This window comes from Allobosea sp. BH3, assembly GCF_025499465.1.
Taxonomy (GTDB): domain Bacteria; phylum Pseudomonadota; class Alphaproteobacteria; order Rhizobiales; family Beijerinckiaceae; genus Allobosea.
Genome location: NZ_JAIMCA010000002.1, coordinates 214,554 through 239,721, shown reverse-complemented (window position 1 = coordinate 239,721; position 25,168 = coordinate 214,554). Strand labels below are relative to the sequence as shown.

The following is a 25,168-nucleotide window of genomic DNA, read 5'->3' as shown; positions in this document are numbered from 1 at the left end:
GCTAGAAGCTGACCCTGAGCTGTGCGGTGCCGCCGAGGCTTCTGGCGTTGGCGGAGAGTTCGCTGTCCAAACGCACGCCAAAGGAGACGCGCTCGCTGAGCCTGGCGTCGACGCCTGCTGCGATCAGCGCCGAGTCGCGGTCAGGCCGCGCGCCGACGGTGCTGAAGCTCACGCCGGGCAGGGCGGCGATGCTCGCTGTCATCGCCGCGTCGCGGGCGAAGTAATGCGCCCAGGCCGCCCGCATGAAGGCCGTGACCGGCACCGCGCCGAGCGTCGTCTGCGTGTCGACGAGCAGGCCGAGTTCCGAGCGGCTGGTGTTGTCGTCGCGCTTGGCGACGCTCAGCGCACCGGCATTGCTGCCGATCCCGGCCCGTTCGGTGAAGGCGGGGCTGCGGACCTGCACCGCCTGCAACGCGGCCAGCGGCGAGAAGCTCATGCCGCTCCAGCCGAAGACCGCCGCGCTCGCCTGCACCCGCCCGCTCCAGAGCGTGCTGACATAGGAGGAGGTCAGCGCATTGCCGAGGACCGGCACGTTGCGGGTGGCGTCGTTGTCGAGCCGGCCATAGCCGGCGGCGGCCGAGAGGTTCAGCGCGCCGATCCGTGTCATGCCGTAGAGGCTGGTCTGGAAGACGTCGGTCTCGACCTTGCCGAGCCCGCCCGAGAGCGAGGAGCGCGCCTTGCCGGCGGAGACGGCGATGCCGGCGATGGTGCCCGGCAGCACGCGCACATCGGCGCCGATCGCCAGATGCGCGTCGTCGACGTTCTGCCTGGCCGAGCCGGTGCTCGCATTGCCGTCGATACGGCCGACCGAGCCCGAGGTCGCGCCCCAGAGTGCGAAGCGCGGCTCGTCGAGGAAGCTTGGCGTGGCGGGCGCGTCATGGCCCTTGGAGACGCGGCTGCTGGTGAAGGCGGCCGCGCCTGGCCCCGGCTGCGCATTGGAGAGGCGCCCCGGCAGGGAGGTGTCGAGCACATTGCCGAGGAACTGGTTGGCGACGAAGCCGCCGACGGCGGAGGAGCCGGTATGGGCCTCGCCCGAGAGCTGGTTGACCGCGGAGGCCATTGCGCCCGCGGGCAGGTTGTAGAGGTTGAAGAAGGCGGAAGCGTCCCCGCCGGCGGCCACGAAGCGATCGAGCGCCGAGGCGATCCCGGCGAGGTTGGCCGGGGAGGACAGGCCCAGGCTCGGCGTGGTGACGACCGGCGTCAACGGGGCGGCGGTCAGCGTCAGCTGGACGTCGTTGGCCGTGTAGCTCACGGCGCTCGTCACGCCCGCGCCGAATGAGCCGGTGGTGTTGACCGTGCCGAAGGTGCCGGTGAGCCCGCCCGCCGCCGAGAGCAGCGTATAGGCGCTGCCGAAGGTGTAGGAGCCTCCCAGCGGCACGAGGCGCAGCGTGCCGGCGAGGCTGGCCGCGCCGGTCTGGCCGTTGCCGGCGACGACGTTGATCCGGTCCGCCAACGCGCCCTGCACCTCGGCGACATAGGTCGAGCCGGGATTGAACGTCAGATCGCCGGAGACGGTCAGCGTTCCCGGTGAGTTGCCGGGCGAGATCGTGCCCGAGACGGTCGTCGTCGGCAGCGTGCCGATGCCGCCCACGGTGCCGCCCGAGTGCACCAGCAGCAGCGAGGACGAGGCAATGGAGCCGTTCACGATCAGCGTGCCGGCATTGACCTCGGTCGCGCCGGTATAGGTGTTCGTTCCGGTCAGCACTGTGGTTCCGGGGCCGTTCTGGTTGACCCAGCCTGAGCCCGTGATCGCCGGGGAAAAGGTGTAGCTGGCGTTCGACTGGTTGAAATTGATCACGCCGTCATTGGCGATGCTGCTCACGCCGGAGATTGCGCCCGCCGTGGCGGCTCCTGGCGTGGCGCCGCCGACATTGAGCGTGCCGTTGCCGGTGATCGCGAAGGTCGCGCCGCTCGCGAAGCTCAGCGAGCCTCCGAGGTTGAGCACGCCGGTGCCCGCGGCGCCGCCGGCACCGGGCGTGTAGTAGGGGCTGTATCCGTTCATGCCTGCGATGCCGCCGAGAACCAGGCTGCCGCCGGCGCCAATCGTGACGGAGGAGGTCGAGTCGACGCTGAGTGTGCCGTTGCCGCCCGCGCCGCCGTCGCCATCGCTGCTGCCACCGTTGGCGGCGAGCCCGCCGATCTGCAGGGTTTGAGTGACCGACAGCGAGGCCGCGTTGGTGAGCGCCACGGTGCCAGCGCCGCCGGCGCCGCCGGTCCCGCCTTCCGCCGCGCCGCCGCCGGCGCCGCCGATCAGGACGGAGCGGTTGACGACCACCGCCCCGTGATCGACCGTGAGGTTGCCGCCCTGGCCGGCCCCGCCGGTGGCATAGTATCCGGCGCCGCCACCGCCGCCGCCCACGCCGACGAAGTCGTAGGCCTTGCTCGTCGTGATCGTGCCCGCCGGGAGCGCCGTCGCCCCCTGGCCGGAAGTCGCTCCCGAACGGATGCTGCCGTCGACAGCGACGACCGTACCGCCACCACCGCCGCCGCCTGTAGCTGGAGATGAACCGCCTGCGCCTCCCAGCAGGCCGCCACTGCCGGCCCCCTGTCCGCTACCGTTTGCGCCTGCGCCGCCAACCGTGCTCGCCGCGCCGCCCGCGTTGTGGCCAGAAAGGCCTGCACCGCCTGCGCCGCCGAGCGCTCCGCCGCCGCCGGCTTGTGCATCCCCTGACGCGCCGCCGCCGCTGACGCCTGCGCCGCTGGTCGCAAAGCCGATTCCGCCGGCGGCGCCGCCGCCGCCGCCGATGCCGCCGCCGCCGCCGCCGGACTGGGTGATAAAGCCCCCATTGCCGCCGGCGCCGACCAGCAGGTTGTCGGCTGCCATGACGGTCAGGGGGGTGAGCGCCGTGCTCGCCGCGAGCAGGCCGAGCCCGCCCAGAAGGGCACTGGAACGACGGCCTGAGCGCGGGGTGTGGCTTGACCGGGCGAGGGTGTCACCCGCCTCGAGGCATATACGCCGGTCCCGCCGGGACCGTTCTCCAGAAGTCGTCACAGCCAAGCCCTAGCCGAATCAGTGCGATAATGAGACGATTCGGGCGACGTCAAGGCAAGAGTGCTGGATCAATCCCGCCGAGCCTTGGTGACGTAAAGGCGATTTGACGCGGAAACGTATCTTCAAAAGCACAAGTGCCCGGTGTGAATTGACTGCCCTGGAGTTGTGCCCGCCTGCGGGCTCATCCCTGACGCGCGAAAGCCGTCTCCAGCCTGCGCTTCACCTCATCCTTCACTGGTTCCGCTGCGGCAAGGATCGCCTTCACCTTGAAGAAGTCGAGCCCGCCGATCCCGTCCAGCCCGGCCCGGATCAGGATGTCGGGCGGCTGCCGCTCGACCATGCGCTGCACCAGCGTCCGCGTCAGGATCTGCGAGGCGCCGACGATCGCCTCCATCGGGCCGGGAATGCGGGCTTCGCTGGCGGCGGAGGCGGGTGCGCTGACATCGACGGCGAGCACGATCCGCCCCGGCGCCAGCAGCCGCTCATAGGGCAGGGGGTCGATGGCGCCGCCGTCGATCAGCACATGCCCGCCGAGCGCCACCGGCCGCACCAGCCCGGGAATGGCGAGCGAGGCGGCGACCGCAGGCGTCAGCGGGCCGCTGTTCAGCACCACCTCGACATGGCGGTGATAATCGGCCGCTATGGCCGAGAAGGGGATCGCCAGCTCCTCGAAACGGTCCGGCACCGCCTCCGGCCAGAACAGGTCGAGCAGGCGCTCGCCATCGATCAGCGCGGGATTGCCGAGGCCGCGCACGAGGTCGGCAAGCTTGCCGACGCGCGCATCGAGCAGCTTCGCCACCACCCGCGCCCTGTCGCGGAAGCTGCCAAGCACATGCTCGCGCAGCTCCCGGCCCGAGAGCCCGGCCGCATAGGCCGCGCCGACGATGGCGCCGATCGAGCTGCCGGCGATCAGCGAGGGCCTGAGGCCCAGCTCGTCCAGCGCCTCGATGACCAGGATATGGCTCAGGCCCCGCGCCCCGCCGGCGCCGAGCACCAGGGCGATCTCGCCGCCGCGAGGCTCAGGCTTGCCCTGCGCCTTGTCGGGGGCGGCGGGCATCGCCGTCAGCCTTCCGCCGCGACCGCCGCCGCCATTTCGCCAAGGCTGGTGAAGCGGAAATCGTAATGCGGCATGGCGCCGGGATCCATCGTCGCGCCGAAGCCGGTGTCGGCATGGCGGCGGTAGATCCAGCAGGAGGCGAGCCCGTTGGCGTTCGCGGGCTTGTGGTCGTGGAACATGCTCTCGGCGGTGTGCAGGATATCCGCCTTGCCGATGCCGTGGCCGGCCCCAAGCTGCTCCAGCATGTAGTCGAAATTGGCCTGCGCCGGCTTGTAGCTGCCGATGTCCTCGGCGGTGTAGATCGCGTCGAAGGTCACGCCGAGCTTCGCGTTGCTATGGGCGAAGGACTCGTTGTCGACATTGGAGAGGATGACGAGCTTGTAGCGCTGCTTGAGCAGCTTCAGCGCCTCGGCGCTGTCGGGAAAGGCCGGCCAGTCGCGGACCGAGCGCCCATAGGCCTGGCACTCCTCCCAGCTCGCTGGCACGCTCCATTCCTCCGCGAGGCGCCGGTAGACCGTGGCGAGGACGTCGCTGTAGCGCTTGGCAGGGGTGTGAAGCTGCTGCGTCGATTCATGACGCGCATGCGCCTCCAGCACTTCGTTGCGGCTGAGCGGCCGGCCGACCTTGGCGACAAGCGGCTGCAGCGCCGCGACCATGCCGCTCTCCCAGTCGATCAGCGTGCCGTAGCAGTCGAAGGTCAGGGCCTTGAAGTCGGTCAGCTTCATCAGGAACTCCGCTCGCTCAGGATGACGATGCACGGCGCTGCCGAAGCGCGCCTCCGGGCTTGCCGCGCGCCCTGCAGGTTGCGTGCCTCTCAGCCGGAGGCGCGCGACAGGAACGGCAGCAGCGCAGCCAGCGTCGCCTGCGGGTTCTCCTCGGGGAGGAAATGCCCGGAATCGATCGCTTGTCCCTCGGCCTGCGGCGCGAAGCTCTGCCGCCAGACATCGAGCGGATTCGAGCCTTGGGCCGGGGTGCCGGCTTTGCCCCAGAGCGCCAGCACTGGGCAGAGGATACGCTTTCCTGCGGCAAGATCGGCCTTGTCATGCGCGATGTCGGTGGTCGCGCCGGCGCGGTAATCCTCGCAGGCCGCATGGATGCGCGAGGGGTCGCTGAAGGACTCCGCATAGGATTGCATCGCCAGCGGGTCGAACAGGTCGAGCGTCTTCGCCCGGCTCCAGCTCGCGATGGTGTGGTCGAGCCAGCCGACGGGATCGGCCTTGAGCAGGTTTTCGGGGACGGGCTCGGGCTGGGCCAGGAAGGTCCAGTGATAGACCTGCATGGCGCGCGAGGCGTTCATGCCCTCCCACATCGTCACGGTCGGGATGATGTCGAGCAGCACCAGTCGCTCGACGCGGCCGGGGTGGTCGAGCGCGAGGCGATAGGCCACGCGCGCCCCGCGATCATGGCCGATCACGGCGAAGCGCAGATGGCCGAGGGCCTGCATCACCGCGACGATATCCTCGCCCATGCCGCGCTTGGTGTAGGTCTCCTTGCCGCCGTCGCCATGCGGCGCGGTCGACCAGCCATAGCCGCGCAGATCCGGGCAGACGACGGTGTGCGTCTTCGCGAGTTCCGTCGCGATCTTGTGCCATTCCGCATGGGTCTGCGGAAAGCCGTGGATCAGCACGAGAGGCGGCCCCTCGCCGCCGACACGCGCGAAGATCTTGCCGACAGGCCCGTCGATCCAGTGAGCCTCGAAGCCGGGGAAGAGGGAGTCGATGTTCGCCATGCGAGGCAGCATAGGCATCGACCCGAAAAGTGGGAACCGGTTTTCGGCGGAGGTCGATGCGAGAAAAATGTGACCCGCCGCGACCGCCCTGTCAGCCTTGCTCGCGCTTCACCGCCTGCCAGCCGATATCGCGGCGGCAGAAGCCTTCCGGCCAGTCGATGGCGTCCACGCCGGCATAGGCGCGCGCCTGCGCCTCCGCCACGCTCTTGCCCATGCCGACGACGTTGAGCACGCGCCCGCCATTGGCGACGAGGTCGCCGTTCTTCAACTTCGTGCCGGCATGGAAGACCAGCACCTCGTCCTGCTCCTGCGCCGTCTCGACGCCGCGGATGACGCTGCCGGTCTCCGGCTTGGCCGGGTAGCCCTTCGCCGCCAGCACGACGGTCAGCGCCGCCTGCTCGGACCAGCGCAGGTCGACATTGGCGAGAACGCCGTCGCAGGCCGCCAGCAGCGCCGGCACGATGTCGCTCTTCAGCCGCGGCATCAGCACCTCGCATTCGGGATCGCCGAAGCGGACATTGTATTCGATCAGCTTCGGCCCCTGCGCCGTGATCATCAGCCCGGCGAAGAGAACGCCCTGAAACGGCGTCCCGCGCTTGGCCATGCCGGCGAGCGTCGGCCGCACGATCTCCGTCATGACGCGCTCTTCCATGGCGGGCGTCATGACGGGGGCCGGCGAATAGGCGCCCATGCCGCCCGTATTCGGGCCGGTGTCGCCGTCGCCGACGCGCTTGTGGTCCTGCGCCGAGGCGAGCGCCAGAGCGTGCTTGCCGTCGCACAGCGCGAAGAAGCTGGCCTCTTCGCCGATCATCCACTCCTCGATCACGACCTCGGCCCCGGCGCTGCCGAGTCCGCCGGAGAACATCATCTCGATGGCCTCGTTCGCCTCGTCGAGCGTCTCGGCCATGACCACGCCCTTGCCGGCGGCGAGCCCGTCGGCCTTGATCACGATCGGCGCGCCTTGGCTCGCGACATAGGCCTTGGCCGAGGCGGCATCCGAGAAGCGGCCGAAGCCGGCGGTCGGGATGTCGAACTCGGCGCAGAGCTCCTTGGTGAAGCCCTTCGAGCCTTCGAGCTGGGCCGCGGCCTTCGACGGGCCGAAGACCTTGATGCCGGCCTGCCTGAGATCGTCGGCGATGCCGTCGACGAGCGGGCCCTCCGGCCCGACGACGACGAGGCCGATGCCCTGCAGCCTGCAGAAGGCAACGACGGCCGCATGATCGGCGACATCGACCGCGACGTTCTCGCCGCATTCGGCCGTGCCCGGATTGCCCGGCGCGATGAACAGCGTGTCGCAGAGCGGGGAGGCGGAGATCGCCCAGGCGAGGGCATGCTCGCGTCCGCCCGAACCGATCAGAAGAATTTTCATAATGGCTCCCATCCGCATTGGCGGTGTTGTGAGCCCTCATCCTGAGGAGCGTTCCGTAAGGAACGCGTCTCGAAGGATGCTCCAGCGTCCTCTGGACCATCCTTCGAGACGCCGCTGACGCGGCTCCTCAGGATGAGGGCTGAGGTCGGCCGAAAGGATCCTTGCGCAATAGCCGCCCCGCGCCGCCGCGGCAACGCTTCTGCTGGCCCCGCGCGCCCGCTATGGTCCGCGCATGGACAGCGAATCGAAGTCACCCGCCGGAAACGCGCCGGAATGGAGCGTCTCGGATCTCTCCGGCGCGCTGAAGCGCACCATCGAGGACAACTTCGGTTTCGTGCGCGTGCGCGGCGAGATTTCCGGCTATCGCGGCCCCGTCGCCTCTGGCCATGTCTATTTCTCGCTCAAGGACACCAACGCCAAGATCGACGCCGTCATCTGGAAGGGCGTTTTCGGCCGGCTGAAGACGCGCCCTCAGGAAGGGCTGGAGGTGATCGCCACCGGCAAGATCACCACCTTCGCCGGCAAGTCGAGCTACCAGATCGTCATCGATTCGCTGGAGCCGGCCGGCGTCGGCGCGCTGATGGCGCTGCTGGAGGAACGCCGCAAGCGGCTCGCGGCCGAAGGGCTCTTCTCCGAGGAGCGCAAGCAGCTCATCCCCTATCTGCCCTCGGTCATCGGCGTCATCACCTCGCCGACCGGCGCCGTCATCCGCGACATCCTGCACCGGCTGGAGGATCGCTTCCCGCGCCGCGTTCTTGTCTGGCCGGTGCGCGTGCAGGGCGAGACCAGCGCGGCCGAGGTGGCCAACGCCATCGCGGGCTTCAACGCGCTTCCCGAAGGCGGGCCGATCCCGCGGCCGGACGTCATCATCGTCGCGCGCGGCGGCGGCTCGCTCGAAGACCTGATGAGCTTCAACGAGGAGATCGTGGTCCGCGCGGCGGCGGCCTCCGGCATCCCGCTCGTCTCGGCCGTCGGCCACGAGACCGATACGACGCTGATCGACTTCGCCGCCGATCTGCGCTGCCCTACGCCGACCGGCGCGGCCGAGAAGGTGGTGCCCGTTCGCGCCGAGCTGATGGGCTTCGTGGCAGATCTGGCGCGCCGCCACGAGGGCGCGATGCGCCGCCTGTCGGATCGCCGCCGCAGCGATCTCAGGGCTCTGGCGCGCGCCCTGCCGGGGCCGGAAGCGGTGCTGTCCGGACCGCGCCAGCGGCTCGACCTCGCGGCGGCCCGCCTTGCGCCCGCGCTTGCGCGGAATGCACGCGTTCATGAACTCGCCCTGCAAAACCTTTCGAGGCGTCTGGAGGCGCGTTCGCCACGCGTCGCACTGGCGGGGTTGCGCGAAAAGCTCAACGGCTATTCGCGCGTGCTAGCCGCGGCGAGAGGCAATGCCATCACGGCCGAGCGCACCCGCATCGCCCATGCGCGCGACCGTCTGGCGACGCTGGAGGCGCGAGCACGCAACGCCTTCGGCCAGAGCCTCGCCCAGCGCGGCGACCGCAGCGGCGCTCTCGCCGAACGCGCCTCGCGCGCCTTCGGCCAGCAGTTGCAGCGCCGCGGCGACCGTCTCGCCTCGCTCTGGGCGCTGATCGGCTCGCTCGGGCCGGAAGCGGTGCTGGCGCGCGGCTATGCGCTGATCCGGGACGAGGCCGGCGCGCTGGTGCGCAGCGTCGGCGAGGCGCATCCCGGCCGGGCGCTCAGCGTCCAGCTCTCGGACGGGCGCTTCGGCGTCACCGTCTCCGGCGGCGAGTCCGGCGGCGGCCGGCCGGCGCCACGACCTGCCACCCGCAAGGCAGGCGGACCTACGACGCAGGGCGATTTGTTCTAAGAGCGCCCCTCGCTCCCGACCTTGGCGAGCGCAGCGTCCGCCTCCAGCACGGTATCGTTGAAGGTCCAGCGCGGGATGGTGCGCATGCGGTCGAGGCCGGCGAAGACGGCCGTAAACCCGCCATCCGGCGAAATCTCGCGCAACGCGGCATCGAACGCCTCGCCGAACCCGTTGAAGCCGTCGGCGGCGACTTCGCACAGATGGATCTGGTTCCAGTCGACCTTGAACGCCGGGTCGCGGAAGAGCACCGCCGCCGTCTCCATCGTCCGGAACGTCCCGATCCGGTTCGCCTCGACGAGTTTCGCGGCAGCCGGGCCGATAAAGTTGCGCATGATCTCCCGGTACTCACCGAGATAGGGCACATGCACGTCGATATATTCGAGCGACGCCTGCCGTTCGGGGCGATCGTCGGAGCCGCGCCAGCTTCGCGGCAGGACGAAGGCCGAGGGGGTGGTCAGGAGAATCTCTGCCCGCAGCAATTGTGCCCCGCTCGGCTGCGGGCCGGCCACGAGCTCGTGAATGACCTCGGCCGGAACGACGTCCCGAAAGTAGGTCAGTTCGAGATGGCTCCACACGGCCGCTTCCGACGCGTTCCGAAAGACGGAGCGATGCCGATAGAGCGCCTTGCCCAGGTATGTTTCGCCAAGCTGCTGCCCGCTGACCGCGCGGTCCTCGAGCTCGGCTTCGGAGCCGGGGTCCCGTGCCTGGATCGTCCGTGCGAGGACCACGAGCCGGTCGTCCGGCTCGATCCGAGCCAGATCTGCACCGTCGAGAGGGTGGATGCTCTCGGCCATGGGATGCCCCCGTTGAATGTGGCTGAATACTGTGGCCGTGGTCCTTGGCTGACGGACCGCCCCGCGCCTCGGCGTCCGGGACGTGCGCTCAGGGTCAGGGCAGGTTGAGGAAAGCCCCCACGCGCTTCAACGCGTCCTCCCGTGCCGCGAAATTGGTCCCGACCGTGACCTTGCCGGTGCCGCTGGCGGAGTAGGCGATGTTCTCGCGCTCGCGCACGTCCAGCCGCGGATGGTCGAAGTCGTGCAGCACGCCGGGATAGAGCACGAGCTCGACCGGCTCGCGGCGCGCCTGCGCCGCCTTGGCGAGGTAGCCGCAAGGGGCGGCGGGCGTCCAGTCGTCGGCATCGCCCATCAGGATGAGCAGCGGCATCCGTACGGCGAAGCTCGGCGATTCCGACTGCACCCGGCAGGCCGGATAGAAGGCGACGGCGCGCTTGAAATCGGGCCGCCCATCGGCAGGGCTGCGGTCCTTGCGGATCGCCGCGAGCACGGTCGATCCGCCGCCCGACCAGCCGATCAGCGAGATCATGCTCGGCTTGATGTCGGCTCGTTGCTGCAGCCAGATCCGCGCGGCCGCGGCATCCGCGACGCGCTCGCGCCCGGCGCGCACCGTCAAATCCTTCACGCCGCATTGCGAGCCGAGCCCGCGCGAGCCATAGCTGTCCGGCATCAGCACGGCGAAGCCGGCCGCCGCCAGCCGCTCGCCCCAATCGGCATGGCGCATGGAGAGCTTGCTGCCATGCTCGCGCCACAGACCCCCGCAACCATGCAGTGCGATCACGGCCGGGAATGGCCCCGGCCCCGCCGGTCGATAGAAGACGCCGACGAGGTTGCCTTCATCGACAGGGATCCACACGCGCTCATACCCGGCGGCCCATGCAGCCGGGCTGACAAGTAGCGCTAGGCAGATCAGTGACGCCTTAAGGCGTTCGAGACTGGACATTGTCGACCAGAGGATTATCACAAGCCTCTGAGTATTCCGGCTTTCCGTTTCGCGATCAATGGGTTGATGCGATTTTGATGAACATCGTCGAGCGCCTGCCGCCCAGCGGCCCCGAAGCGGTCATCGATTACGGCCCCGGCGAGTTCAGGGTGCTGAAGCCGGGCGCGTTCGTGCGTTGTGCCGTCACCGGCGTGCCGATCCGCGTCGATGAGCTGCGCTATTGGTCGATCGAGTGGCAGGAGGCCTATGCCTCACCGGAGGCCGTGATGCTGCGGCTTCGCCGCGCCGGCCGCGCCTGACAGAGACGAAAGCAGGCTTTCCACCCCTTCCGGCGCATCGAAAACCAGCCTGACCGGCAGGACAACGAGGCGCCCGACCTCCGCCGCCGGCCAGAGCGCGGCGAGCTTCGTCCAGTCCTTCTCGGTCGTCGCCACCAGCGCCTTCTGCTGAGACGCTTCGGTGATGACCGCCGCGACATCGGCCGCGCTATAGGCATGATGGTCGCCGAAGGCGCGTTCCGAAACGATGGCCGCGCCGATCTCGCGCAATGTCGCCGCGAATTTCTCGGGCCGGCCGATGCCCGACAGCGCCAGAACCTTTTGGCCGGCAAGCCGCTCCGCTGCCGACCTCTCCGGCTGCAGGCGCGCCGTGACCACCGGCTTGCCCTGGGCCTTTGCCGCTGCCGCCACCTCCGCGCCGGCCTTGCCTCTGCCGATCACGATGACGGCGTCCGTCTCGGCAAGTTGCCCGGCGAGCGGTGCCCGCAGGGGGCCGGCCGGCACGCACAGCCCGTTGCCCACGCCGCCGAGCCCGTCGACCACCGCAAGCTTCAGGCGCTTCGCCAGCGAAGGATTCTGCAGCCCGTCATCCATCACGATCACCGTGGCGCCGAGGCCGCGCGCGAGCTTCGCGCCGGCGACGCGGTCGCGCGCGATGACGGTGCGCAGATGGCGCGCCATCAGCATCGGCTCGTCGCCGACGGCGGCCGCATCATGCCGGTCCGGATCGACCTCGACCGGGCCGGAAAGCCGCCCGCCATAGCCGCGCATCAGCACGAAGGGCTTCTCGCCGCGCCGTTCGAGCATCCGGGCAAGCGCGATGGCGGTGGGCGTCTTGCCTGCGCCGCCGGCGATGAAATTGCCGACGCAGAGCACGGGCAGCCCGATAGCGGCGCCGGAACGGCGCATCCGCCGCAGCGTGATCTGCCCGTAGAGGAAGCCCAGAGGCTGCAGCAGCCGCGCGGCAAACGTCGGCTTCTCCTGCCACCAGAACAGCGGCGCAGCCGGCATCAGGAGATGTCGCGCTGGCCGAGCGCGACGCGCATCAGGAGTGGCTCGATGGTCTGCAGTGTGCGGTTGATCGCGCCGCCGAGCCGGTGGGCGGTCTGCGCTGCCGAGCGGGCCGCCAGCCGGGCGCTGGCCGGGTCGCTCAGCCAGCGATGGACGGCCTCCGCCAGGGCCCGCGCATCGGCGACCTCCCGCGAGCCGCCATCCTGGTCGAACGCCGCGAAGATCTCGGCATTGTTGTGGACATAGGGGCCGTGGAGCAGGGCGCTGCCGAGCTTGGCGGGCTCGATCGGGTTGTGCCCGCCGATGCCCTCCACCAGCGAGCCGCCGAGGAAGGCGATCTGCGAGAGCCGGTAGAACAGCCCGAGTTCGTTGACCGTGTCGGCGATATAGAGCGCGACGTCGCGCTCGGGCTGGCCGCCTGCGGCGCGGCGCGACACGGCGACGCCGTTGGCCTGCACCAGCGCCTCGATGTCGGGGCCGCGCTGCGGGTGTCGCGGCACGATGATGGTCAGCAATTGCGGCAGATGCGGTTTCAGCGCGAGATGGGCGGCGAGCACGAGCTCGTCCTCGCCCGGATGGGTGCTCGCCGCGATCCAGATCGGCCGGCCCGTCGTCATGCCGTCGAGGATCGCGAGCATGTCGGGATCGGCGGGCGGCGCCGGCACGTCGAATTTCAGATTGCCCGCGACGCTGACACGCGGCGCGCCGAGTTGGGCGAGCCGCTCGGCATCGCCATGCGACTGGGCGAGGCAGGCTTCGAAGCAGGAGAGCAGGAAGCGCGAGGTCTTCGGCAGCTTGTACCAGCGCAGGAAGGAGCGCTCGGACATCCGGCCATTGACCATCACCACCGGGATGTCGCGGCGCTTGGCCTCGATCAGCAGGTTGGGCCAGATCTCGGATTCGCAGATCAGGCAGAGTTCCGGCTGCCAATGGTCGAGGAAGCGGCGCATGTAGCGCGGCACGTCGAGCGGGACATATTGGTGGATCACCCCGGCCGGGAGCCGCGCCGCCAGGAGCTTCGCGGAGGTCACGGTTCCGGAGGTGACGAGCACCGCGAAGCCCCGCTTCTGCAGCCGCGCGATCAGGGGCAGCAGCGTCACCGTCTCGCCGACGCTGGCGCCGTGCAGCCAGACCACCGGCTTGCTTGGCCGCCTGACGCTCGCCCAGCCGCGCCGCTCGGCCAGCCGTTCGGCGTCTTCCTTGCCCTTGCGTTGGCGCCAGAGAAGGAGCCCGGCGGCAGCAGGCTCCAGCAGCCCGGTGGCGTAGCGATAGGCCCTGAGGATCGAGCCCTTGCCGCTCATGCCGCAGGCGCTCCTATGGCGGGCTTCCCGGCGGCTTCCTGCCGCTGCCGCAGATCCGCGCCCGGGTCGCGGCTGCCGACCAGTTCGTAGGCGCGGGCATGGACGGCGTCGAGGCTCGCCTGCACGGCCAGCCTCGCCGCTTCCTGCGCTGCCTCGTCGGCGTCGCGCGGAACCAGGATCGGCTCGCCGACCACGATCGCCCCGCGCCCGAAGGGCAGGCCGATCGAGGCGCGGTCCCAGCTGTTGAAGTCGATGCGGCGGCTGGTCACCACCGCCACGGCCCGGATCGGCCGGCCCGAGGCGCGGGCGAGCGCGACGATCCCGGGACCGGCGATGCGGGCCCGCTTCGGGATGTCGGCCGTCAGCACCATGGTGTCGCCGGCCGCGAGACGCCGCACCATGGCGATGAACGCGCTGGCGCCGCCCTTCTCGCGGATCTTCTTGCCGAGCGCGCCGGAGCCGCGAATCGCGCCGATGCCGAGTTCGCGCAGCGCGATGGCGTTGAAGCCGCCGTCGCCATGGCGCGAGACCAGCGAGCAGGCCGGCATCCAGTCCGGCCGCGCGAAGGGGATCATGATGTGCTGGCCGTGCCACATCGCGAAGATGAGCGGCAGCTCCGGCCGGACATGGTCGTAAATGTCGGCCGGCTCGAACACGATCCTGTTCGTCCGCTGCACGAGGCGCAGATAGCCGGCGAGCAGCCGGCCGAGCGTCTCCTGTGCCACACGCGTCTTGAGGATCGAGAAACCCATTACCCTGCTGCCGAGGCTTCTGGCCTCAGCTCGCAGCCGTTTCGGGATCGAGGAGGCGGTGGAGATGAACGATGAAATAGCGCGTTTGCGCCTGGTCTACGGTCTGCTGCGCCTTGGCCTTCCAGGCCAGGTGCGCACTCGCATAGTTGGGGAAGACGCCGACGATGTCGAGCTTCGCCAGATCCTTGAAGGTGATGCCTTCGAGAGAGTCGAGCTCGCCGCCGAAAACGAGATGGAGAAGTTGCTTACTGTCTGTTGCCGCGCTCATCGGTCTCTCCCTGGCACCGGACCGAAGAGTGGAATCCACTTTTCGGAGAAATCCGATGCGATAGCCATCAGATGGATCACCGTGACCGCGTCCGTCAGGACGCGCGGTAATCCAAGGGCCGCATGGGGCCAATTAAGGCATCCTGTTCGCACATGCGAGCAGGCCGAGCCGCAAACGTTAAAAAAATCTGATCAGACGGGCTGCGTCTCACCGTCGCGCAGCCGCTCCAATGCGCGCAGCAGCGGTCCGGTCAGCGCGCCATTGCTCGCCATCAGCATGCCGTGGATCGGATGAGTGCGATTATAGGCCACGGCCTGCCCGCCCGGCCCGCTGAGTCGGCCGCCGGCCTCGCTCAGCACGAGATCGGCCGCGGCGAGGTCCCAGTCGCGGGCGTCGGGGGAGATCAGGCCGGCATCGATGGTGCCGTCGGCGATGCGGGCCAGCCTGAGCGCCAGGGAGGGAATCTTGTCGGCGGCCTCGAAGCTTTCCGTGCGTGCGAGTGCATCGAGCATCGGCTTCGGCCCGGCGATGCGTGCTCCGGCCAGCGTTTCGGCCGGCGAGGTCCGGATGGTCTCGCCGCTGCGGCGCGCGCCGCCGTCGCGCAGCGCCGTGTAGGTCGCGTTGCAGGCCGGCGCATGGACGATGCCCAGGATGGGCTCGCCGGCATCGAGCAGCGCGACGCAGACCGCCCAATCGGGCGAGCCGCTCATATAGGCGCGCGTGCCGTCGATGGGATCGACCACCCAGACGAAGCGGTGCGACAGGCGCCTCGCATCGTCCACGGTTTCCTCGGAGAGCCAGGCTGCTTCCGGCAGCAGAGCGGAGAGCCGCACGCGCAGGAAGGTGTCGACGCCGATATCGGCTTCCGTGACAGGCGAGCCGCCGTTCTTCGACCAGGTCCGCGCCGCTGTCCTGGCCCCGGGCCGGAAGAGGTCGAGCGCCAGCGCGCCCGCCTCGATGCAGCTCTCACCGGCCGCCTTCAGCAGTTCAGACGCGATCGGTGGCGTGATGGCGTTCATGCTTTGGTATCGGCCTCGAAACGCGCGGTTTCAAGCTGAAAATGCGGCGCTGCATCCTAAAAATGCGGCACTGCGTCGAATCCCGGTGCCTCTCGCTGCGGGGCTGACTACGTCACGCGTCACAGAAGCTGGAGCAGCCTCCAGCCGGTCCAGCCGAAGGCCGCGATCCAGGCGGCGGTTCCGGTGAGGGCCAGCAGCGCATTGGCCACGGCGACATCGATGGCGCCCAGCAGGCGCCGCATGAGGAAGATCGCCACGGCTCGCGCTCGGTCGGTTTCGGCGCTCAGATTTCAATTCGTCGAGATGAAACGTGCACCTCCCAAATGGGGGCCTGACCCAAAGCACCTGCCTCGATCGGGCAGGGCAGGGACTTGGATCGAATGCGCTCTCGCTCAGTGACAAGGCGTAAACCATTGATCTCGTTAAGGCGTCTTTCACCGAACGCCTTAAGTGCTCGGACACGGCCTGCCTCCATCCTCATACGACAAGCACGAGAGCTCCCGCATTCACAGAGGGCTCCGCTGCACAGGGATCAAAGAGGCGTTAAAACCGATGGCCAGCGTCACGCCGGCTGCCGGGGAGGGCGGTTTTGCGCCGCATCTCCCCGGTGGGTCGACCTACACAGCGATCGTTTCCCACAATCCGATGCCGGCCCGCCCGGCCGCGCCCGCGATCGAGCGCGTCGGTTCCGTGCGGATCCTGCAGAGCTCTCCCCGTTGGCGCGGCGTGGCGCTGCGCCTCGCCGACCCGATGGGGGACGACGAGCGTTTCGAACTCGCGCTGACCGCCGGTGACGGTCGCTCCATCGTGGTCGCCTGCGTGGATCGCGAGGAGGCTGTCGCGCTCTGGCGTGATTTCGGCCGGACGAGCGGCCTGCCGCTGTTGCTCGAGACGCCGGATGGCGTCGTCAGCGAGCCGTTTCCCCAGATCGGCCGTCTCGCGCTCGGCCCGGTGCGGATCAGGCGCCGCTACGGCTTCCTCAACGGCCGCCGCCCGCGCTTCCTGACCCGCCGCAAGACCGGCCGCCTCGCAGAGCTGCCGGTGATCGTCGCCGGCGACCGGCTGACGGATTGATTCAGACCCCGAGCACCGCGCGGCTGATGGGATCGAGAGCGAGCCCCGCGGCCAGAAGCAGGCCGGCATACTGATTCGAGCGGAAGATCCGGAGAGCGACCGGCGAGGTCGCGCCCGGAATGCGCTTGACCTGCCAGGCGAGATGGACGGCGAAGGCGGCAAAGCCCAGCCAGGCGAAGAGGCCTCCGCCGACGAGCCAGATCGCGACGCCCGAAAGCATCAGCGTCAGCCCGAAGCAGAGCGCGACGGCCTCGCGGGTGTGGTTTCCGAAATAGCGCGCGCTCGACTTGATGCCGACGATGACGTCGTCCTCGATGTCCTGCATCGCGTAGATCGTATCGTAGCCGACGGTCCAGGCGACGGCGGCCGCATAGATCAGGAAGGCCGGCGGATCGAGCCGCCCGAAGACGGCGCTCCAGCCGAGCAGCCCGCCCCAGGAGAAGGCGAGTCCCAGCACGAACTGCGGCATGTTCGTGACGCGCTTCATGAAGGGGTAGATCGCCACGATCGCGAGCGAGGCGATGCCGAGCCAGATCGTGAAGCGGTTGAATTGCAGCAGCACGACGAAGCCGAGGAGCGCCTGCGCGACCATGAACAGGGCGGCAGCCTTTGCCGTGACCTGCCCGGATGGCAGCGGCCGGCCGCGCGTACGCGCCACCTCGGCGTCGAGCTTGCGGTCGATGATGTCGTTGAAGGTACAGCCTGCGCCGCGCATGAGGACGGCGCCGACGAAGAAGAGCAGGCAGTGCCAGGGATTGGGATAGGGCTGTCCGGCTGCGATGGCCGCGAGCCCCGCTGCCCACCAGCAGGGCATCAGCAGCAGCCACCAGCCGATCGGCCGCTCGATCCGCGCGAGCTTCAGGAAGGGCCTCGTCGCACGCGGCGCGCGCGTGTCGACCCAATGGTCCGTCAGGGCGTCGGGGAGGGGGGCGTCATGCCCCGGCATGGCGGGCACAGCTCGCCCGCGGCGTCAGAGGGCGCCCTGCGGAATGCGCAGGCCGCCGCCCGCGCCGCTGGTGATGGAGTCGGCGCCGCCGAAGGGGTTGGCGCCCTGCGCCTGCTGGCGCGCGCGACGCTCCATATCGGCCTGCTGCTTCACGGCGTTGCAGGCCTGGCCGCGGAAGGTCAGGACCTTCGCGTTGTCGGCCTTCATGCCTTCGATGAAGGTCGGGGGAATCTGGCACCAGTCCTGATTGGCCGTGGCGAACTTGATCGCAGCCTCGCCATTGTTGACCAGGCGTCCGAAGGTGCCGCAGGCCTCCTGCGGCGTCATCTTCTTCTTGGCCTGCTGGGAGGAGGCGAGCCGCTGGACGATGGTCTGGCGCTCGCCCATCAGCTTCTGGAGCTGCTCGCAGCCGGAAGCCTGGGCCCTGGCCGGTGCGGCGTCCAGGAAAATGGCAAGGGACATCGTCGCCGCAAGGCCGAGTGTCGCGGTGAATCCCGAAGCCGTCCTGCGCCGCATGGTCCCCTCTCCAGATTGCGGCCTGCCTGGCCGATCTTTAAACATGTCCCTAACAGCAGGCGCTGTTAACGCCAACGACCCTTGCGAGTCTACTCGCCATATGTTGGGGAGCTGTCCTCCTAATAGAGGATTGTGGCGTTTTTCTTGAGAGGGCGCCTGCGCGCATGGCCATTCCCGATTTCGCCCGTCACCGCCTCTTCATCGAGGGGACCTTCACGCCTTCCGCGACGCTCCCCCTGGAGCGCGAGCAGGCGAACTACCTGCTCAACGTCTTGCGCCTGAAGGCCGGCGACACCGTGCTCGTCTTCAACGGGTGCGACGGCGAATGGCTCGCATCCATCGCGCCGGAAGGGCGCAAGCAGGCGAGCCTCTCTCTCCTGCGGCAGGTGAAGGCGCAGCCCCCGGCCTCCGACCTGCATTATCTCTTCGCGCCGCTGAAGCATGCGCGGCTCGACTACATGGCGCAGAAGGCGGTCGAGATGGGGGCAGGGCTCCTTCAGCCGGTCATCACCCGCCGCACGCAGGTTTCGCGCCTCAATCTCGATCGCATGCGCGCCAACGCTGTCGAGGCGGCAGAGCAATGCGGCATCCTGAACCTGCCGGAGGTCGCGGTTGAAAAGCCCCTGGAGGCTGCGCTTGCCGATCTCGAACCCGAGCGGCTCCTGATCTTCTGCGACGAGGCCATGGAGGAGGCGAGCCCCGTTTCGGCGCTGGCCGCGCGTACTCCTGCATCGCTGGCTGTCCTGATCGGCCCGGAGGGCGGCTTCGACGAGGCCGAGCGGCGCCTGATCGCCGCGCGGCCGAACACCTTGCCGATCTCGCTCGGGCCGCGCATCCTGCGCGCCGACACTGCGGCGGTCGCGGCGCTAGCCCTCGTCCAGGCCGTCCTGGGCGACTGGTCGCGGCGCTGAACGCCGATCGGACGCACCCGCGTCCCTCCATCTGCCGCGGGGGCGACCTTTCACGAATGCAAGGAGCCGGTCGTTGTCGAGCGTCCGGCGCTCGCCTATGTGTGACGTCCACAATGCTGCCACCTTCCGGCTTTCGCCGGTGGGACGGTGGCTCACGCCTGATATTCTGCCGGAGCACCCATGGCTCGCGACGTGTCCGATTCGACCCCGATCGGTTCGAAGGATGAACTGATCTCCTGGATCGCCGCCGGGGAGAAGCCGGCTTCCGCCTTCCGGATCGGCACCGAGCACGAGAAGTTCCCGTTTTACCGGAGCGATCTTGCACCTGTGCCCTATGAGGGCCGGGCCGGTGCCGGCGGCATCCGCGCCTTGCTCGAGGGCATGCAGCAGCGCCTCGGCTGGGAGCCGATCCTCGATGCCGGCCACATCATCGGCCTGGCCGGGCCGGATGGCGGCGGTGCGATCTCGCTGGAGCCCGGCGGCCAGTTCGAGCTCTCGGGCGCGCCGCTGGAAACGCTGCACGAGACCGACAGCGAGCTCGCGGCGCATATCGCGGACGTCAATGCCGTCGCAGCCCCGCATGGTATTGCCTTCGCCGCGCTCGGCGCCTCTCCGCTCTGGACGCGTGGCGAGACGCCGGTGATGCCCAAGGGCCGCTACAAGATCATGGCGAACTACATGCCGAAGGTCGGCACGCTCGGCCTCGACATGATGTTCCGGACCTGCACCGTGCAGGTCAATCTCGACTTCGGCAGCGAGGCGGACATGGTCCGCAAGCTGCGCGTCTCGCTTGCCCTGCAACCGCTCGCCACGGCGCTCTTCGCCTCCTCGCCCTTCCTCGAGCGCAAGCTCAACGGCTTCCAGTCGATGCGCTCGGAGATCTGGCGCGATACGGACAATGCCCGCTCCGGCATGATCGCCTTCGCCTTCGACGAGGGCATGTCCTACGAGTCTTATGTCGATTGGGCGCTCGACGTGCCGATGTATTTCGTCAAGCGCGGCGATACCTATCACGACGTTGCCGGCGCCTCCTTCCGCGACCTGCTGGCCGGCAAGCTGAAGCAGTTGCCCGGCGAATGCGCCACGATGTCGGACTGGGCCAATCATCTCTCGACGCTCTTCCCGGAAGTCCGGCTGAAGCGCTTCCTGGAGATGCGCGGCGCCGATGCCGGCCCGGCCGACATGCTGACCGCTTTGCCGGCCTTCTGGGTCGGGCTGCTCTACGACCAGTCCGCGCTCGACGCTGCCTGGGACCTCGTCAAGGGCTGGAGCGATGCCGAGCGCCAGGCGCTGCGCGATGCCGTCCCGAAGCAGGGGCTCGCGGCGACCATCGCCGGCCGCAAGCTCGCGGAGATCGCGGGCGAAGTGCTGGAAATCTCGCGTGCGGGCCTGGCGCGGCGGGCGCGGCACAACCGCCAAGGGCAGGATGAGGGCATCTTCCTGGCGCCGCTGCAGGAGATCGTGTCGAGCGGGCGGAGCCTCGCCCAGGTGCTCGAGGCGCGCTATCGTGGGCCCTGGGGCGGCAAGGTCGAGCCCGTGCTGACGGAGCTCGTGCTCTGAGGTTTTGCGCGCCGTCCCGGTTGGGTTGCCGAATCTGCAACTCAACCGTGTATTTCGGCGACTGCATTAACGTGTTGGAATGAGTTGTCGCCTAACCTAGCGGCATGAAGCAGCTCGCCGCCAGCTTTGTCAGGTTCATCCGCAATGAGCGCGGCACCACCGCGATCGAGTATGCGCTGATCGCCGGCCTGATCTCGATCGTCATCGTTGGGGCGGTCACCGCGGTCGGGGTGAACGTCGGCAATCTCTTCGCCAGCATTCTGCCCGGCCTGGGCTAGCAGCAGGTCCTACTCCGCCGCCGTCTTGAAGCTCGCCAGGTTGTCGAGGCTCTGGATGATGTGCTCCGCCAGCGCATTGGAGAGCACCGATGGGTCGAAGCGCGTGCGCAGCAGCCCGATCTTGCAGGAGGGCAGGGTGGCGAAACCTTCCGACGGGCCGAGGATGCGCATGCCGGGCCTGACCGCGCTTTCGGGGAGCACCGAGACAGCGAGCCCTGCCAGCACTGCCGCACCGACCGCCGTCGAATTCCAGCTCGCATAGAGCACGCGGAAGCGGCGGCTCTTGGCCTCCAGCGCATCCACCGCGGCCTGACGCCAGTTGCAGGTCGGCCGGCCGAGCGCCAGCGGCAGCGGGTCCTCCTCATGCACGCCATGGCGCGCCGAGGTGACCCAGAGCAGCGGCTCGATGCGGATGATCTCTCCCTGCCCCTTGCTCTCGACATGGGTGATGATGGCGAGGTCGATATCGCCGGTCGCGATCCGCTCGGCCAGCATAGGCGTCGGCTCGCAGACGACTGTGACCTCGGCGCGCGGGTTCGAATGGGAGAAGCGCGCCAGGATCTCCGGCAGGTAGCGATCGGCGTAGTCGTCTGGCACGCCCAGTCGGATGCGGCCCTTGAGATCCGCATCGGCGAAGGAGGCGACGCATTCGAGGTTCAGCCGCACGATCCGGCGGGCATAGTCGAGCAGCCTCTCGCCATCCTCGGTGAGCTTGGCGTGGCGTCCGTCACGGCCGAAAAGGGGCCGCCCGATACGCTCCTCCAGCCGCTTCATCTGCATGGAAACGGCCGACTGCGTCTTGAAGACGATCTCCGCAGCGCGCGTGAAGGAGCCCGTATCGGCAATGGCGACGAAGGTCTTGAGCTGATCCGCGTCGAGCACATGGGCCATGGCGATCCCTCGTCCGCTGTCCATCAATATCCGTGTTGTGAGACATCATAACCATTCGTTTGGCTGATGACCAGAGCCTTGATAACGTTTCGTCATTCTCCGCATCTGTCGGTCAACGGTGCGTCCGGACCGGGCGGAGATGTCGAATATCGCCGATCCTGTCCTTTCCGCCCCCTGGAGGTCGTCATGCTACTCATGACCGTTGCCGCGAAGTCGCTCTCGTCCGTTTCGGCCGGCGCCACGCGCGTCGCCGTGGTGGGCAGCAGGCGCATCATCCGCCTGACGCGGGCGCTCATTCACCGCCGCGAGGTGATGTTTCTGGGCGAGCTCGACGAGCGCGGGCTGAAGGATATCGGTCTCGTCCGCTCCGACATCGCCGGCGCGCTCGCGACATCCTGGCTGGATGATCCTTCGACCGTGCTGGCGGCTCGCTCGCAGGCCCGTTCGGGTGTCGCCGCCGCCCGGCGCGAGCAGGCCCAGCGCCATGCCGAGCCGAAGCCGGCAGTCCCGGCCAAGCCGATCGCCGTCGCACGCTGCGCCTGACCCCTCGGGAACAGCGTCTTCTGGGCGGAAGCCAGGTGCTTCCGCCCTTTTTTGTTTTTCCAGGATTCGCAGAAAAGCGGCACGCTCCAGACGTGTGGTGCGCCTCAGCGCCGGCCCTGGCCGCCGCCGAGCATGGCGTCGAGGATATCTTTCATCGCGTTCTGGTGACCTTCCTGGATCTGCCGGCCGGTCTTGAACATCTCGTTCAGGGCATCGAGGCCGATCGAACCCGGACCCGTTTCCGAGGATGGGGGCGGCATCTCGTCGTCCATCTCCGGCCCGGGCTCCGGCGCGCGACGGGGCGGGGCGCTGCGTCGCTGCGGTGCCGGCGCTTCGGGCTCCGGCTCGGGCTGGGAAAACGCACCGCCGCCCAGCATGCCCTTGAGGACCTGTTCGAACAGGCCGCCGAAAGGATCGGTCGGCGCGCCCTGCCGCGGATCGGACTGCGGCGGCGCGGCGCCCTGCGTTCCCCCCGGCGTTCCCTGGCCGAACATGCCGCCGAGCATCGCTTCGAACGGGTTCTGAGGCATCGGCGGCATTTGCGGCGGCCGTTGCGGAGCCGGCTGGGCGCCGCCCATCTGGCCGCGCATCGCCTCCGCGAATTGCCCTAGGATGCCGCCGAGTCCCGTATTGCTGCTCGACTTGAACAGCCCGCCCATCAGCATCGAGGCGATGATCGGCAGCATCTGCTTGAGGATGGCCTGGCTGACGCCGCTCGTCGCCGCAGCCTGCGCGGCGAGCGCCCGGCTGACCTCCGGAGAACCGAAAAGCTGGCTCAGCACGTCGTTGCCGGCGGTCTGCGCTCCGCTGGGGATGCCCTGGCCCGCGGCCTCGAAGAAGCGGGCGTAGGGCGAGGCCGTCATCATCTGCGCCAGCGAGCCGAAGGCGTAGGGATCCTGCGTCTGCCGCTGCAGCCCCATCGAGAAGGCCGGCAGCAGCGCGTCGAGCGCGGCCTGTGTCTGCTGCAGCGTCAACCCGTATTGCCGGGCCAGGTTCTGCATTGCCTGGCCGTTCTGGGCGGATTGCATGATGTCGAACAGGTTCATCGCGATCGCCTCCCGAGGCTGGCATCGATCATGCCGCCGGCACGGACGATAGCAGGCCGGGCATAGCCGGCCAATCGACAGAACGTCAGCGCTCCGGTTCGCCGACCCCGCCGACCGCGACCTCGGCGCCGCCATCCTCGATGACCTGCTGCGTCTCGGCGTTGAGCGCCTTCGACTTGCCCTTGGGCAGCACGAGCGGCTCCGGCGTGACGCGGGGCACCCGGTCGAGCGCCGCGGCCAGCCCCTCGCTGAACTGGATCTCCATGCGCTGCGCATCGCGGTCGCGGACATGGTCGATGATCAGATCGGCCTCGTCCCGCGTCAGCCCGACCGTCTCCAGCGTCACCCGGCCGAAATCGAGCGCCGATTCAAAGGTCTCGCGCATCTGGAAGTCGACATTCGCCTTCATCAGCTCGATGGCGTGGATGCGGTCATAGGCCCGCACATGCAGCCGCGCATTCGGGAACTCGGCCTTGGCCATTTCGACGATGCGCAGCGCGGCCTGCTTGTCGTCGATGCAGATGCAGATGACCTTGACCTTGGCCGCGCCGGCGGCACGCAGCACGTCGAGGCGCGTGCCGTCGCCGTAATAGATCTTGAAGCCGAAACGCGCCGCCGAGCGGATGCGCTCGACGTCGGATTCGATGACCGTGACGTCGATATGCTGGAGCAGCAGCGCCTGCGTCACGATCTGGCCGAAGCGCCCGAAGCCGACCACCATGACCTGGCTGCCCTCGGCGCCATCGAAATCCTCATCCATGGTCTCGGGCTTGATCCGCGCCAGCAGGGCACTGTCGATGAGCTTGGCGAGAATGGGTCCGATCAGCATGCTGATCGCAGCCAGGGCGGTTGCGATCGCTGCCTGCCTTGCATCGAGCAGTCCCTGGGCGAGGCCGAGTGGCAGCAGGACGAAGGCGAACTCGCCGGCCGGCGAGAGCAGGGCACCGGCCCGGATCGATTCGACCCAGGACGAGCAGGACAGCCGCATGATCGAGGCGACGACCGCGATCTTGAACAGGATCAGCAGCGGCGCGGCGAGCGCGAGCAGAAGCGCGTTCTCGGCGACCAGCTTGAGATCGATCGACATGCCGACCGCCATGAAGAACAGGCCGAGCAGCACACCGCGGAACGGCTCGATATCGGCTTCGAGTTCATGCCGGAAATGCGAGTCGGCCAGCATCACGCCTGCGAGGAAGGCACCCATCGCCATGGACAGGCCGACATGCTCCATCAGCAGCGCGGCGCCGAGCACGATCAGCAGCGCTGCGGCCGTCATCACATCCTTGGCGCCGCTGTTGGCGAGGATGCGGAAGAACGGGTTCAGCACATAGCGTCCGGCCAGGATGATCGCGACGAGCGCGACCAAAGCGATGCCGAGGCTCGCCAGCGCCGGCATCATCGGCGCATCGGCCGCCCGGCCCGTGGTGGCGAGCAGCGGCAGCAAAGCCAGCGCCGGCGCGATCGCCATGTCCTGGAACAGCAGGATCGAGAAGGTGCGCCGGCCATACACCTCGCCCACATCGCCGCGCTCGTCGAGCAGTTGCAGCGCGATCGAGGTGGCGGAGAGGGCCAGCGCCGTGCCGACCACGACGGCGCCGGGGCCGGACAATCCGAGCCACCAGGCGATCAGGCCGATGCCGGCGGCGCTCAGCGCCATCTGCGCGATGCCGGAACCGAGGATGTCCTTGCGCATCGAATAGAGGCGCGACGGCTGAAGCTCGAGCCCGACCAGGAAGAGAAGCAGCACGACGCCGATCTCGGCCGTGCTGCGGATCGCATTCGGGTCCTTGATGACGCCCAGAAGCGAGGGGCCGATGACGACACCGGCCGCGAGATATCCAAGGACCGCCGATTGCCCGAGCTTGCGGAACAGCGGCACGGCGATCACCGCCCCGGCACAGAAGGTCAGGATTGGCGGCAGGTAGCTGGCATGCGAGGCGGCGTCGGCCATGCGGGACTCGTGAACGTAAGCGGGGGGCGGGCATGACGTCGCGGCGTGACGCGGCGAGGCTTCCTGCTATCTAGGCGCTGGAGCGCCTTCCTGCGAGGGGCAAGGCACGTG

At 68.8% G+C, this 25,168-nt stretch carries 25 protein-coding genes; 7 read left to right on the top strand and 18 right to left on the bottom strand.

Translation table 11 applies throughout. The features are described 5' to 3' along the window. Nucleotide 1: 1 nt before the first annotated feature. The 5 genes from BoBH3_RS06150 to purD form a co-directional block, all read right to left on the bottom strand. Nucleotides 2–2,824, bottom strand: coding sequence for an autotransporter outer membrane beta-barrel domain-containing protein (locus BoBH3_RS06150; RefSeq protein WP_262329890.1), 2,823 nt, complete (start codon nt 2,822–2,824; stop codon nt 2–4). Between the two features lie 349 nt (nt 2,825–3,173). Continuing rightward, nucleotides 3,174–4,049, bottom strand: coding sequence for a patatin-like phospholipase family protein (locus BoBH3_RS06145; protein WP_262329889.1), 876 nt, complete (start codon nt 4,047–4,049; stop codon nt 3,174–3,176). A 5-nt stretch (nt 4,050–4,054) separates the two neighbouring features. Next, entirely contained in the window at nt 4,055–4,774 is a 720-nt protein-coding gene (locus BoBH3_RS06140) for a haloacid dehalogenase type II (protein WP_262329888.1), read from the bottom strand. Between the two features lie 89 nt (nt 4,775–4,863). Next, nucleotides 4,864–5,778 carry an alpha/beta fold hydrolase gene (locus BoBH3_RS06135; RefSeq protein WP_262329887.1) on the bottom strand — a complete coding sequence of 305 codons (915 nt, stop codon included), beginning with the start codon at nt 5,776–5,778 and terminating at the stop codon, nt 4,864–4,866. Between the two features lie 91 nt (nt 5,779–5,869). After that, nucleotides 5,870–7,147 carry a phosphoribosylamine--glycine ligase gene (gene purD / locus BoBH3_RS06130; RefSeq protein ID WP_262329886.1) on the bottom strand — a complete coding sequence of 426 codons (1,278 nt, stop codon included), beginning with the start codon at nt 7,145–7,147 and terminating at the stop codon, nt 5,870–5,872. Nucleotides 7,148–7,379: 232 nt separating this feature from the next. Between purD and xseA the strand changes: the two genes are divergently transcribed. Then, complete coding sequence (gene xseA, locus BoBH3_RS06125; RefSeq protein WP_262329885.1) at nt 7,380–8,975, top strand: exodeoxyribonuclease VII large subunit; 1,596 nt, start codon at nt 7,380–7,382, stop codon at nt 8,973–8,975. Here the strand turns inward: xseA and BoBH3_RS06120 are convergent. Continuing rightward, nucleotides 8,972–9,769, bottom strand: a complete 798-nt coding sequence (locus BoBH3_RS06120) for a hypothetical protein (protein WP_262329884.1) — start codon at nt 9,767–9,769, stop codon at nt 8,972–8,974. The two genes, xseA and BoBH3_RS06120, sit on opposite strands and share 4 nt — an antisense overlap. 94 nt (nt 9,770–9,863) lie before the next feature. Beyond that, the gene (locus BoBH3_RS06115; protein ID WP_262329883.1) at nt 9,864–10,625 is read right to left on the bottom strand and encodes a dienelactone hydrolase family protein; all 762 of its coding nucleotides are present in this window, start codon (nt 10,623–10,625) and stop codon (nt 9,864–9,866) included. A 164-nt stretch (nt 10,626–10,789) separates the two neighbouring features. Between BoBH3_RS06115 and BoBH3_RS06110 the strand changes: the two genes are divergently transcribed. Then, on the top strand, nt 10,790–11,011 hold the full coding sequence (locus tag BoBH3_RS06110; RefSeq protein WP_262330441.1) for a DUF2093 domain-containing protein: 222 nt from the start codon (nt 10,790–10,792) through the stop codon (nt 11,009–11,011). On the opposite strand, the gene lpxK is transcribed toward BoBH3_RS06110, so the two are convergent. The 6 genes from lpxK to BoBH3_RS06080 all read right to left on the bottom strand — a co-directional run bounded on the left by lpxK (nt 10,964) and on the right by BoBH3_RS06080 (nt 15,598). Next, nucleotides 10,964–12,001 (bottom strand): tetraacyldisaccharide 4'-kinase, encoded by a 1,038-nt coding sequence (lpxK, locus tag BoBH3_RS06105; RefSeq protein WP_262329882.1) that lies wholly within the window; start codon nt 11,999–12,001, stop codon nt 10,964–10,966. The genes BoBH3_RS06110 and lpxK overlap by 48 nt on opposite strands. Further along, nucleotides 12,001–13,302 carry a 3-deoxy-D-manno-octulosonic acid transferase gene (locus BoBH3_RS06100; protein WP_262329881.1) on the bottom strand — a complete coding sequence of 434 codons (1,302 nt, stop codon included), beginning with the start codon at nt 13,300–13,302 and terminating at the stop codon, nt 12,001–12,003. Before BoBH3_RS06100 ends, lpxK begins: the two co-directional genes overlap by 1 nt. Continuing rightward, complete coding sequence (locus BoBH3_RS06095) at nt 13,299–14,054, bottom strand: lysophospholipid acyltransferase family protein (RefSeq protein WP_262329880.1); 756 nt, start codon at nt 14,052–14,054, stop codon at nt 13,299–13,301. The genes BoBH3_RS06100 and BoBH3_RS06095 overlap by 4 nt, the downstream gene beginning before the upstream one ends. 25 nt (nt 14,055–14,079) lie before the next feature. Further along, a complete protein-coding gene (locus tag BoBH3_RS06090; protein WP_262329879.1) occupies nt 14,080–14,322 on the bottom strand; it encodes a DUF4170 domain-containing protein in 243 nt (80 codons plus the stop codon). 191 nt (nt 14,323–14,513) lie between these two features. Continuing rightward, complete coding sequence (locus BoBH3_RS06085; RefSeq protein WP_262329878.1) at nt 14,514–15,341, bottom strand: 3'(2'),5'-bisphosphate nucleotidase CysQ; 828 nt, start codon at nt 15,339–15,341, stop codon at nt 14,514–14,516. 119 nt (nt 15,342–15,460) lie between these two features. After that, on the bottom strand, nt 15,461–15,598 hold the full coding sequence (locus BoBH3_RS06080) for a hypothetical protein (protein WP_262329877.1): 138 nt from the start codon (nt 15,596–15,598) through the stop codon (nt 15,461–15,463). A 295-nt stretch (nt 15,599–15,893) separates the two neighbouring features. Here BoBH3_RS06080 and BoBH3_RS06075 point away from each other — a divergent pair, with 295 nt between their 5' ends. Continuing rightward, the gene (locus BoBH3_RS06075) at nt 15,894–16,415 is read left to right on the top strand and encodes a DUF6101 family protein (protein WP_262329876.1); all 522 of its coding nucleotides are present in this window, start codon (nt 15,894–15,896) and stop codon (nt 16,413–16,415) included. A 1-nt stretch (nt 16,416) separates the two neighbouring features. On the opposite strand, the gene ubiA is transcribed toward BoBH3_RS06075, so the two are convergent. Both ubiA and BoBH3_RS06065 read right to left on the bottom strand, forming a co-directional pair. After that, nucleotides 16,417–17,361: a 4-hydroxybenzoate octaprenyltransferase gene (ubiA, locus tag BoBH3_RS06070; RefSeq protein WP_262329875.1), complete on the bottom strand. Its 945-nt coding sequence runs from the start codon at nt 17,359–17,361 to the stop codon at nt 16,417–16,419. A gap of 24 nt (nt 17,362–17,385) precedes the next feature. Continuing rightward, the gene (locus BoBH3_RS06065) at nt 17,386–17,877 is read right to left on the bottom strand and encodes a hypothetical protein (protein ID WP_262329874.1); all 492 of its coding nucleotides are present in this window, start codon (nt 17,875–17,877) and stop codon (nt 17,386–17,388) included. A 164-nt stretch (nt 17,878–18,041) separates the two neighbouring features. Between BoBH3_RS06065 and BoBH3_RS06060 the strand changes: the two genes are divergently transcribed. The 3 genes from BoBH3_RS06060 to BoBH3_RS06050 all read left to right on the top strand — a co-directional run bounded on the left by BoBH3_RS06060 (nt 18,042) and on the right by BoBH3_RS06050 (nt 20,626). Then, nucleotides 18,042–18,788, top strand: coding sequence for a 16S rRNA (uracil(1498)-N(3))-methyltransferase (locus BoBH3_RS06060; protein WP_262329873.1), 747 nt, complete (start codon nt 18,042–18,044; stop codon nt 18,786–18,788). A gap of 180 nt (nt 18,789–18,968) precedes the next feature. Beyond that, entirely contained in the window at nt 18,969–20,348 is a 1,380-nt protein-coding gene (locus BoBH3_RS06055; protein ID WP_262329872.1) for a glutamate--cysteine ligase, read from the top strand. 104 nt (nt 20,349–20,452) lie between these two features. After that, nucleotides 20,453–20,626: a Flp family type IVb pilin gene (locus BoBH3_RS06050; protein ID WP_262329871.1), complete on the top strand. Its 174-nt coding sequence runs from the start codon at nt 20,453–20,455 to the stop codon at nt 20,624–20,626. 9 nt (nt 20,627–20,635) lie between these two features. Here BoBH3_RS06050 and BoBH3_RS06045 read toward each other — a convergent pair whose 3' ends face one another. Next, a complete protein-coding gene (locus BoBH3_RS06045) occupies nt 20,636–21,517 on the bottom strand; it encodes a LysR substrate-binding domain-containing protein (protein WP_262330440.1) in 882 nt (293 codons plus the stop codon). 186 nt (nt 21,518–21,703) lie between these two features. Here BoBH3_RS06045 and BoBH3_RS06040 point away from each other — a divergent pair, with 186 nt between their 5' ends. After that, nucleotides 21,704–22,060, top strand: coding sequence for a DUF1127 domain-containing protein (locus BoBH3_RS06040; RefSeq protein ID WP_262329870.1), 357 nt, complete (start codon nt 21,704–21,706; stop codon nt 22,058–22,060). Between the two features lie 104 nt (nt 22,061–22,164). On the opposite strand, the gene BoBH3_RS06035 is transcribed toward BoBH3_RS06040, so the two are convergent. Together BoBH3_RS06035 and BoBH3_RS06030 are read right to left on the bottom strand one after the other, a co-directional pair. Continuing rightward, on the bottom strand, nt 22,165–23,106 hold the full coding sequence (locus BoBH3_RS06035) for a DUF937 domain-containing protein (RefSeq protein WP_262329869.1): 942 nt from the start codon (nt 23,104–23,106) through the stop codon (nt 22,165–22,167). A gap of 85 nt (nt 23,107–23,191) precedes the next feature. Continuing rightward, a complete protein-coding gene (locus BoBH3_RS06030) occupies nt 23,192–25,057 on the bottom strand; it encodes a monovalent cation:proton antiporter-2 (CPA2) family protein (RefSeq protein ID WP_262329868.1) in 1,866 nt (621 codons plus the stop codon). Nucleotides 25,058–25,168: the final 111 nt, after the last annotated feature.

What these genes read in the sequence shown, in the direction of transcription:
- BoBH3_RS06150 (WP_262329890.1), bottom strand. Translation starts at nt 2,824, where the DNA reads ATGGCAGCCGACAACCTGCTGGTCGGCGCCGGCGGCAATGGGGGCTTT.
- BoBH3_RS06145 (WP_262329889.1), bottom strand. Translation starts at nt 4,049, where the DNA reads ATGCCCGCCGCCCCCGACAAGGCGCAGGGCAAGCCTGAGCCTCGCGGC.
- BoBH3_RS06140 (WP_262329888.1), bottom strand. Translation starts at nt 4,774, where the DNA reads ATGAAGCTGACCGACTTCAAGGCCCTGACCTTCGACTGCTACGGCACG.
- BoBH3_RS06135 (WP_262329887.1), bottom strand. Translation starts at nt 5,778, where the DNA reads ATGGCGAACATCGACTCCCTCTTCCCCGGCTTCGAGGCTCACTGGATC.
- purD (WP_262329886.1), bottom strand. Translation starts at nt 7,147, where the DNA reads ATGAAAATTCTTCTGATCGGTTCGGGCGGACGCGAGCATGCCCTCGCC.
- xseA (WP_262329885.1), top strand. Translation starts at nt 7,380, where the DNA reads ATGGACAGCGAATCGAAGTCACCCGCCGGAAACGCGCCGGAATGGAGC.
- BoBH3_RS06120 (WP_262329884.1), bottom strand. Translation starts at nt 9,769, where the DNA reads ATGGCCGAGAGCATCCACCCTCTCGACGGTGCAGATCTGGCTCGGATC.
- BoBH3_RS06110 (WP_262330441.1), top strand. Translation starts at nt 10,790, where the DNA reads ATGAACATCGTCGAGCGCCTGCCGCCCAGCGGCCCCGAAGCGGTCATC.
- lpxK (WP_262329882.1), bottom strand. Translation starts at nt 12,001, where the DNA reads ATGCCGGCTGCGCCGCTGTTCTGGTGGCAGGAGAAGCCGACGTTTGCC.
- BoBH3_RS06100 (WP_262329881.1), bottom strand. Translation starts at nt 13,302, where the DNA reads ATGAGCGGCAAGGGCTCGATCCTCAGGGCCTATCGCTACGCCACCGGG.
- BoBH3_RS06095 (WP_262329880.1), bottom strand. Translation starts at nt 14,054, where the DNA reads ATGGGTTTCTCGATCCTCAAGACGCGTGTGGCACAGGAGACGCTCGGC.
- BoBH3_RS06090 (WP_262329879.1), bottom strand. Translation starts at nt 14,322, where the DNA reads ATGAGCGCGGCAACAGACAGTAAGCAACTTCTCCATCTCGTTTTCGGC.
- BoBH3_RS06085 (WP_262329878.1), bottom strand. Translation starts at nt 15,341, where the DNA reads ATGAACGCCATCACGCCACCGATCGCGTCTGAACTGCTGAAGGCGGCC.
- BoBH3_RS06075 (WP_262329876.1), top strand. Translation starts at nt 15,894, where the DNA reads ATGGCCAGCGTCACGCCGGCTGCCGGGGAGGGCGGTTTTGCGCCGCAT.
- ubiA (WP_262329875.1), bottom strand. Translation starts at nt 17,361, where the DNA reads ATGCCGGGGCATGACGCCCCCCTCCCCGACGCCCTGACGGACCATTGG.
- BoBH3_RS06065 (WP_262329874.1), bottom strand. Translation starts at nt 17,877, where the DNA reads ATGCGGCGCAGGACGGCTTCGGGATTCACCGCGACACTCGGCCTTGCG.
- BoBH3_RS06060 (WP_262329873.1), top strand. Translation starts at nt 18,042, where the DNA reads ATGGCCATTCCCGATTTCGCCCGTCACCGCCTCTTCATCGAGGGGACC.
- BoBH3_RS06055 (WP_262329872.1), top strand. Translation starts at nt 18,969, where the DNA reads ATGGCTCGCGACGTGTCCGATTCGACCCCGATCGGTTCGAAGGATGAA.
- BoBH3_RS06050 (WP_262329871.1), top strand. Translation starts at nt 20,453, where the DNA reads ATGAAGCAGCTCGCCGCCAGCTTTGTCAGGTTCATCCGCAATGAGCGC.
- BoBH3_RS06045 (WP_262330440.1), bottom strand. Translation starts at nt 21,517, where the DNA reads ATGGCCCATGTGCTCGACGCGGATCAGCTCAAGACCTTCGTCGCCATT.
- BoBH3_RS06040 (WP_262329870.1), top strand. Translation starts at nt 21,704, where the DNA reads ATGCTACTCATGACCGTTGCCGCGAAGTCGCTCTCGTCCGTTTCGGCC.
- BoBH3_RS06035 (WP_262329869.1), bottom strand. Translation starts at nt 23,106, where the DNA reads ATGAACCTGTTCGACATCATGCAATCCGCCCAGAACGGCCAGGCAATG.
- BoBH3_RS06030 (WP_262329868.1), bottom strand. Translation starts at nt 25,057, where the DNA reads ATGGCCGACGCCGCCTCGCATGCCAGCTACCTGCCGCCAATCCTGACC.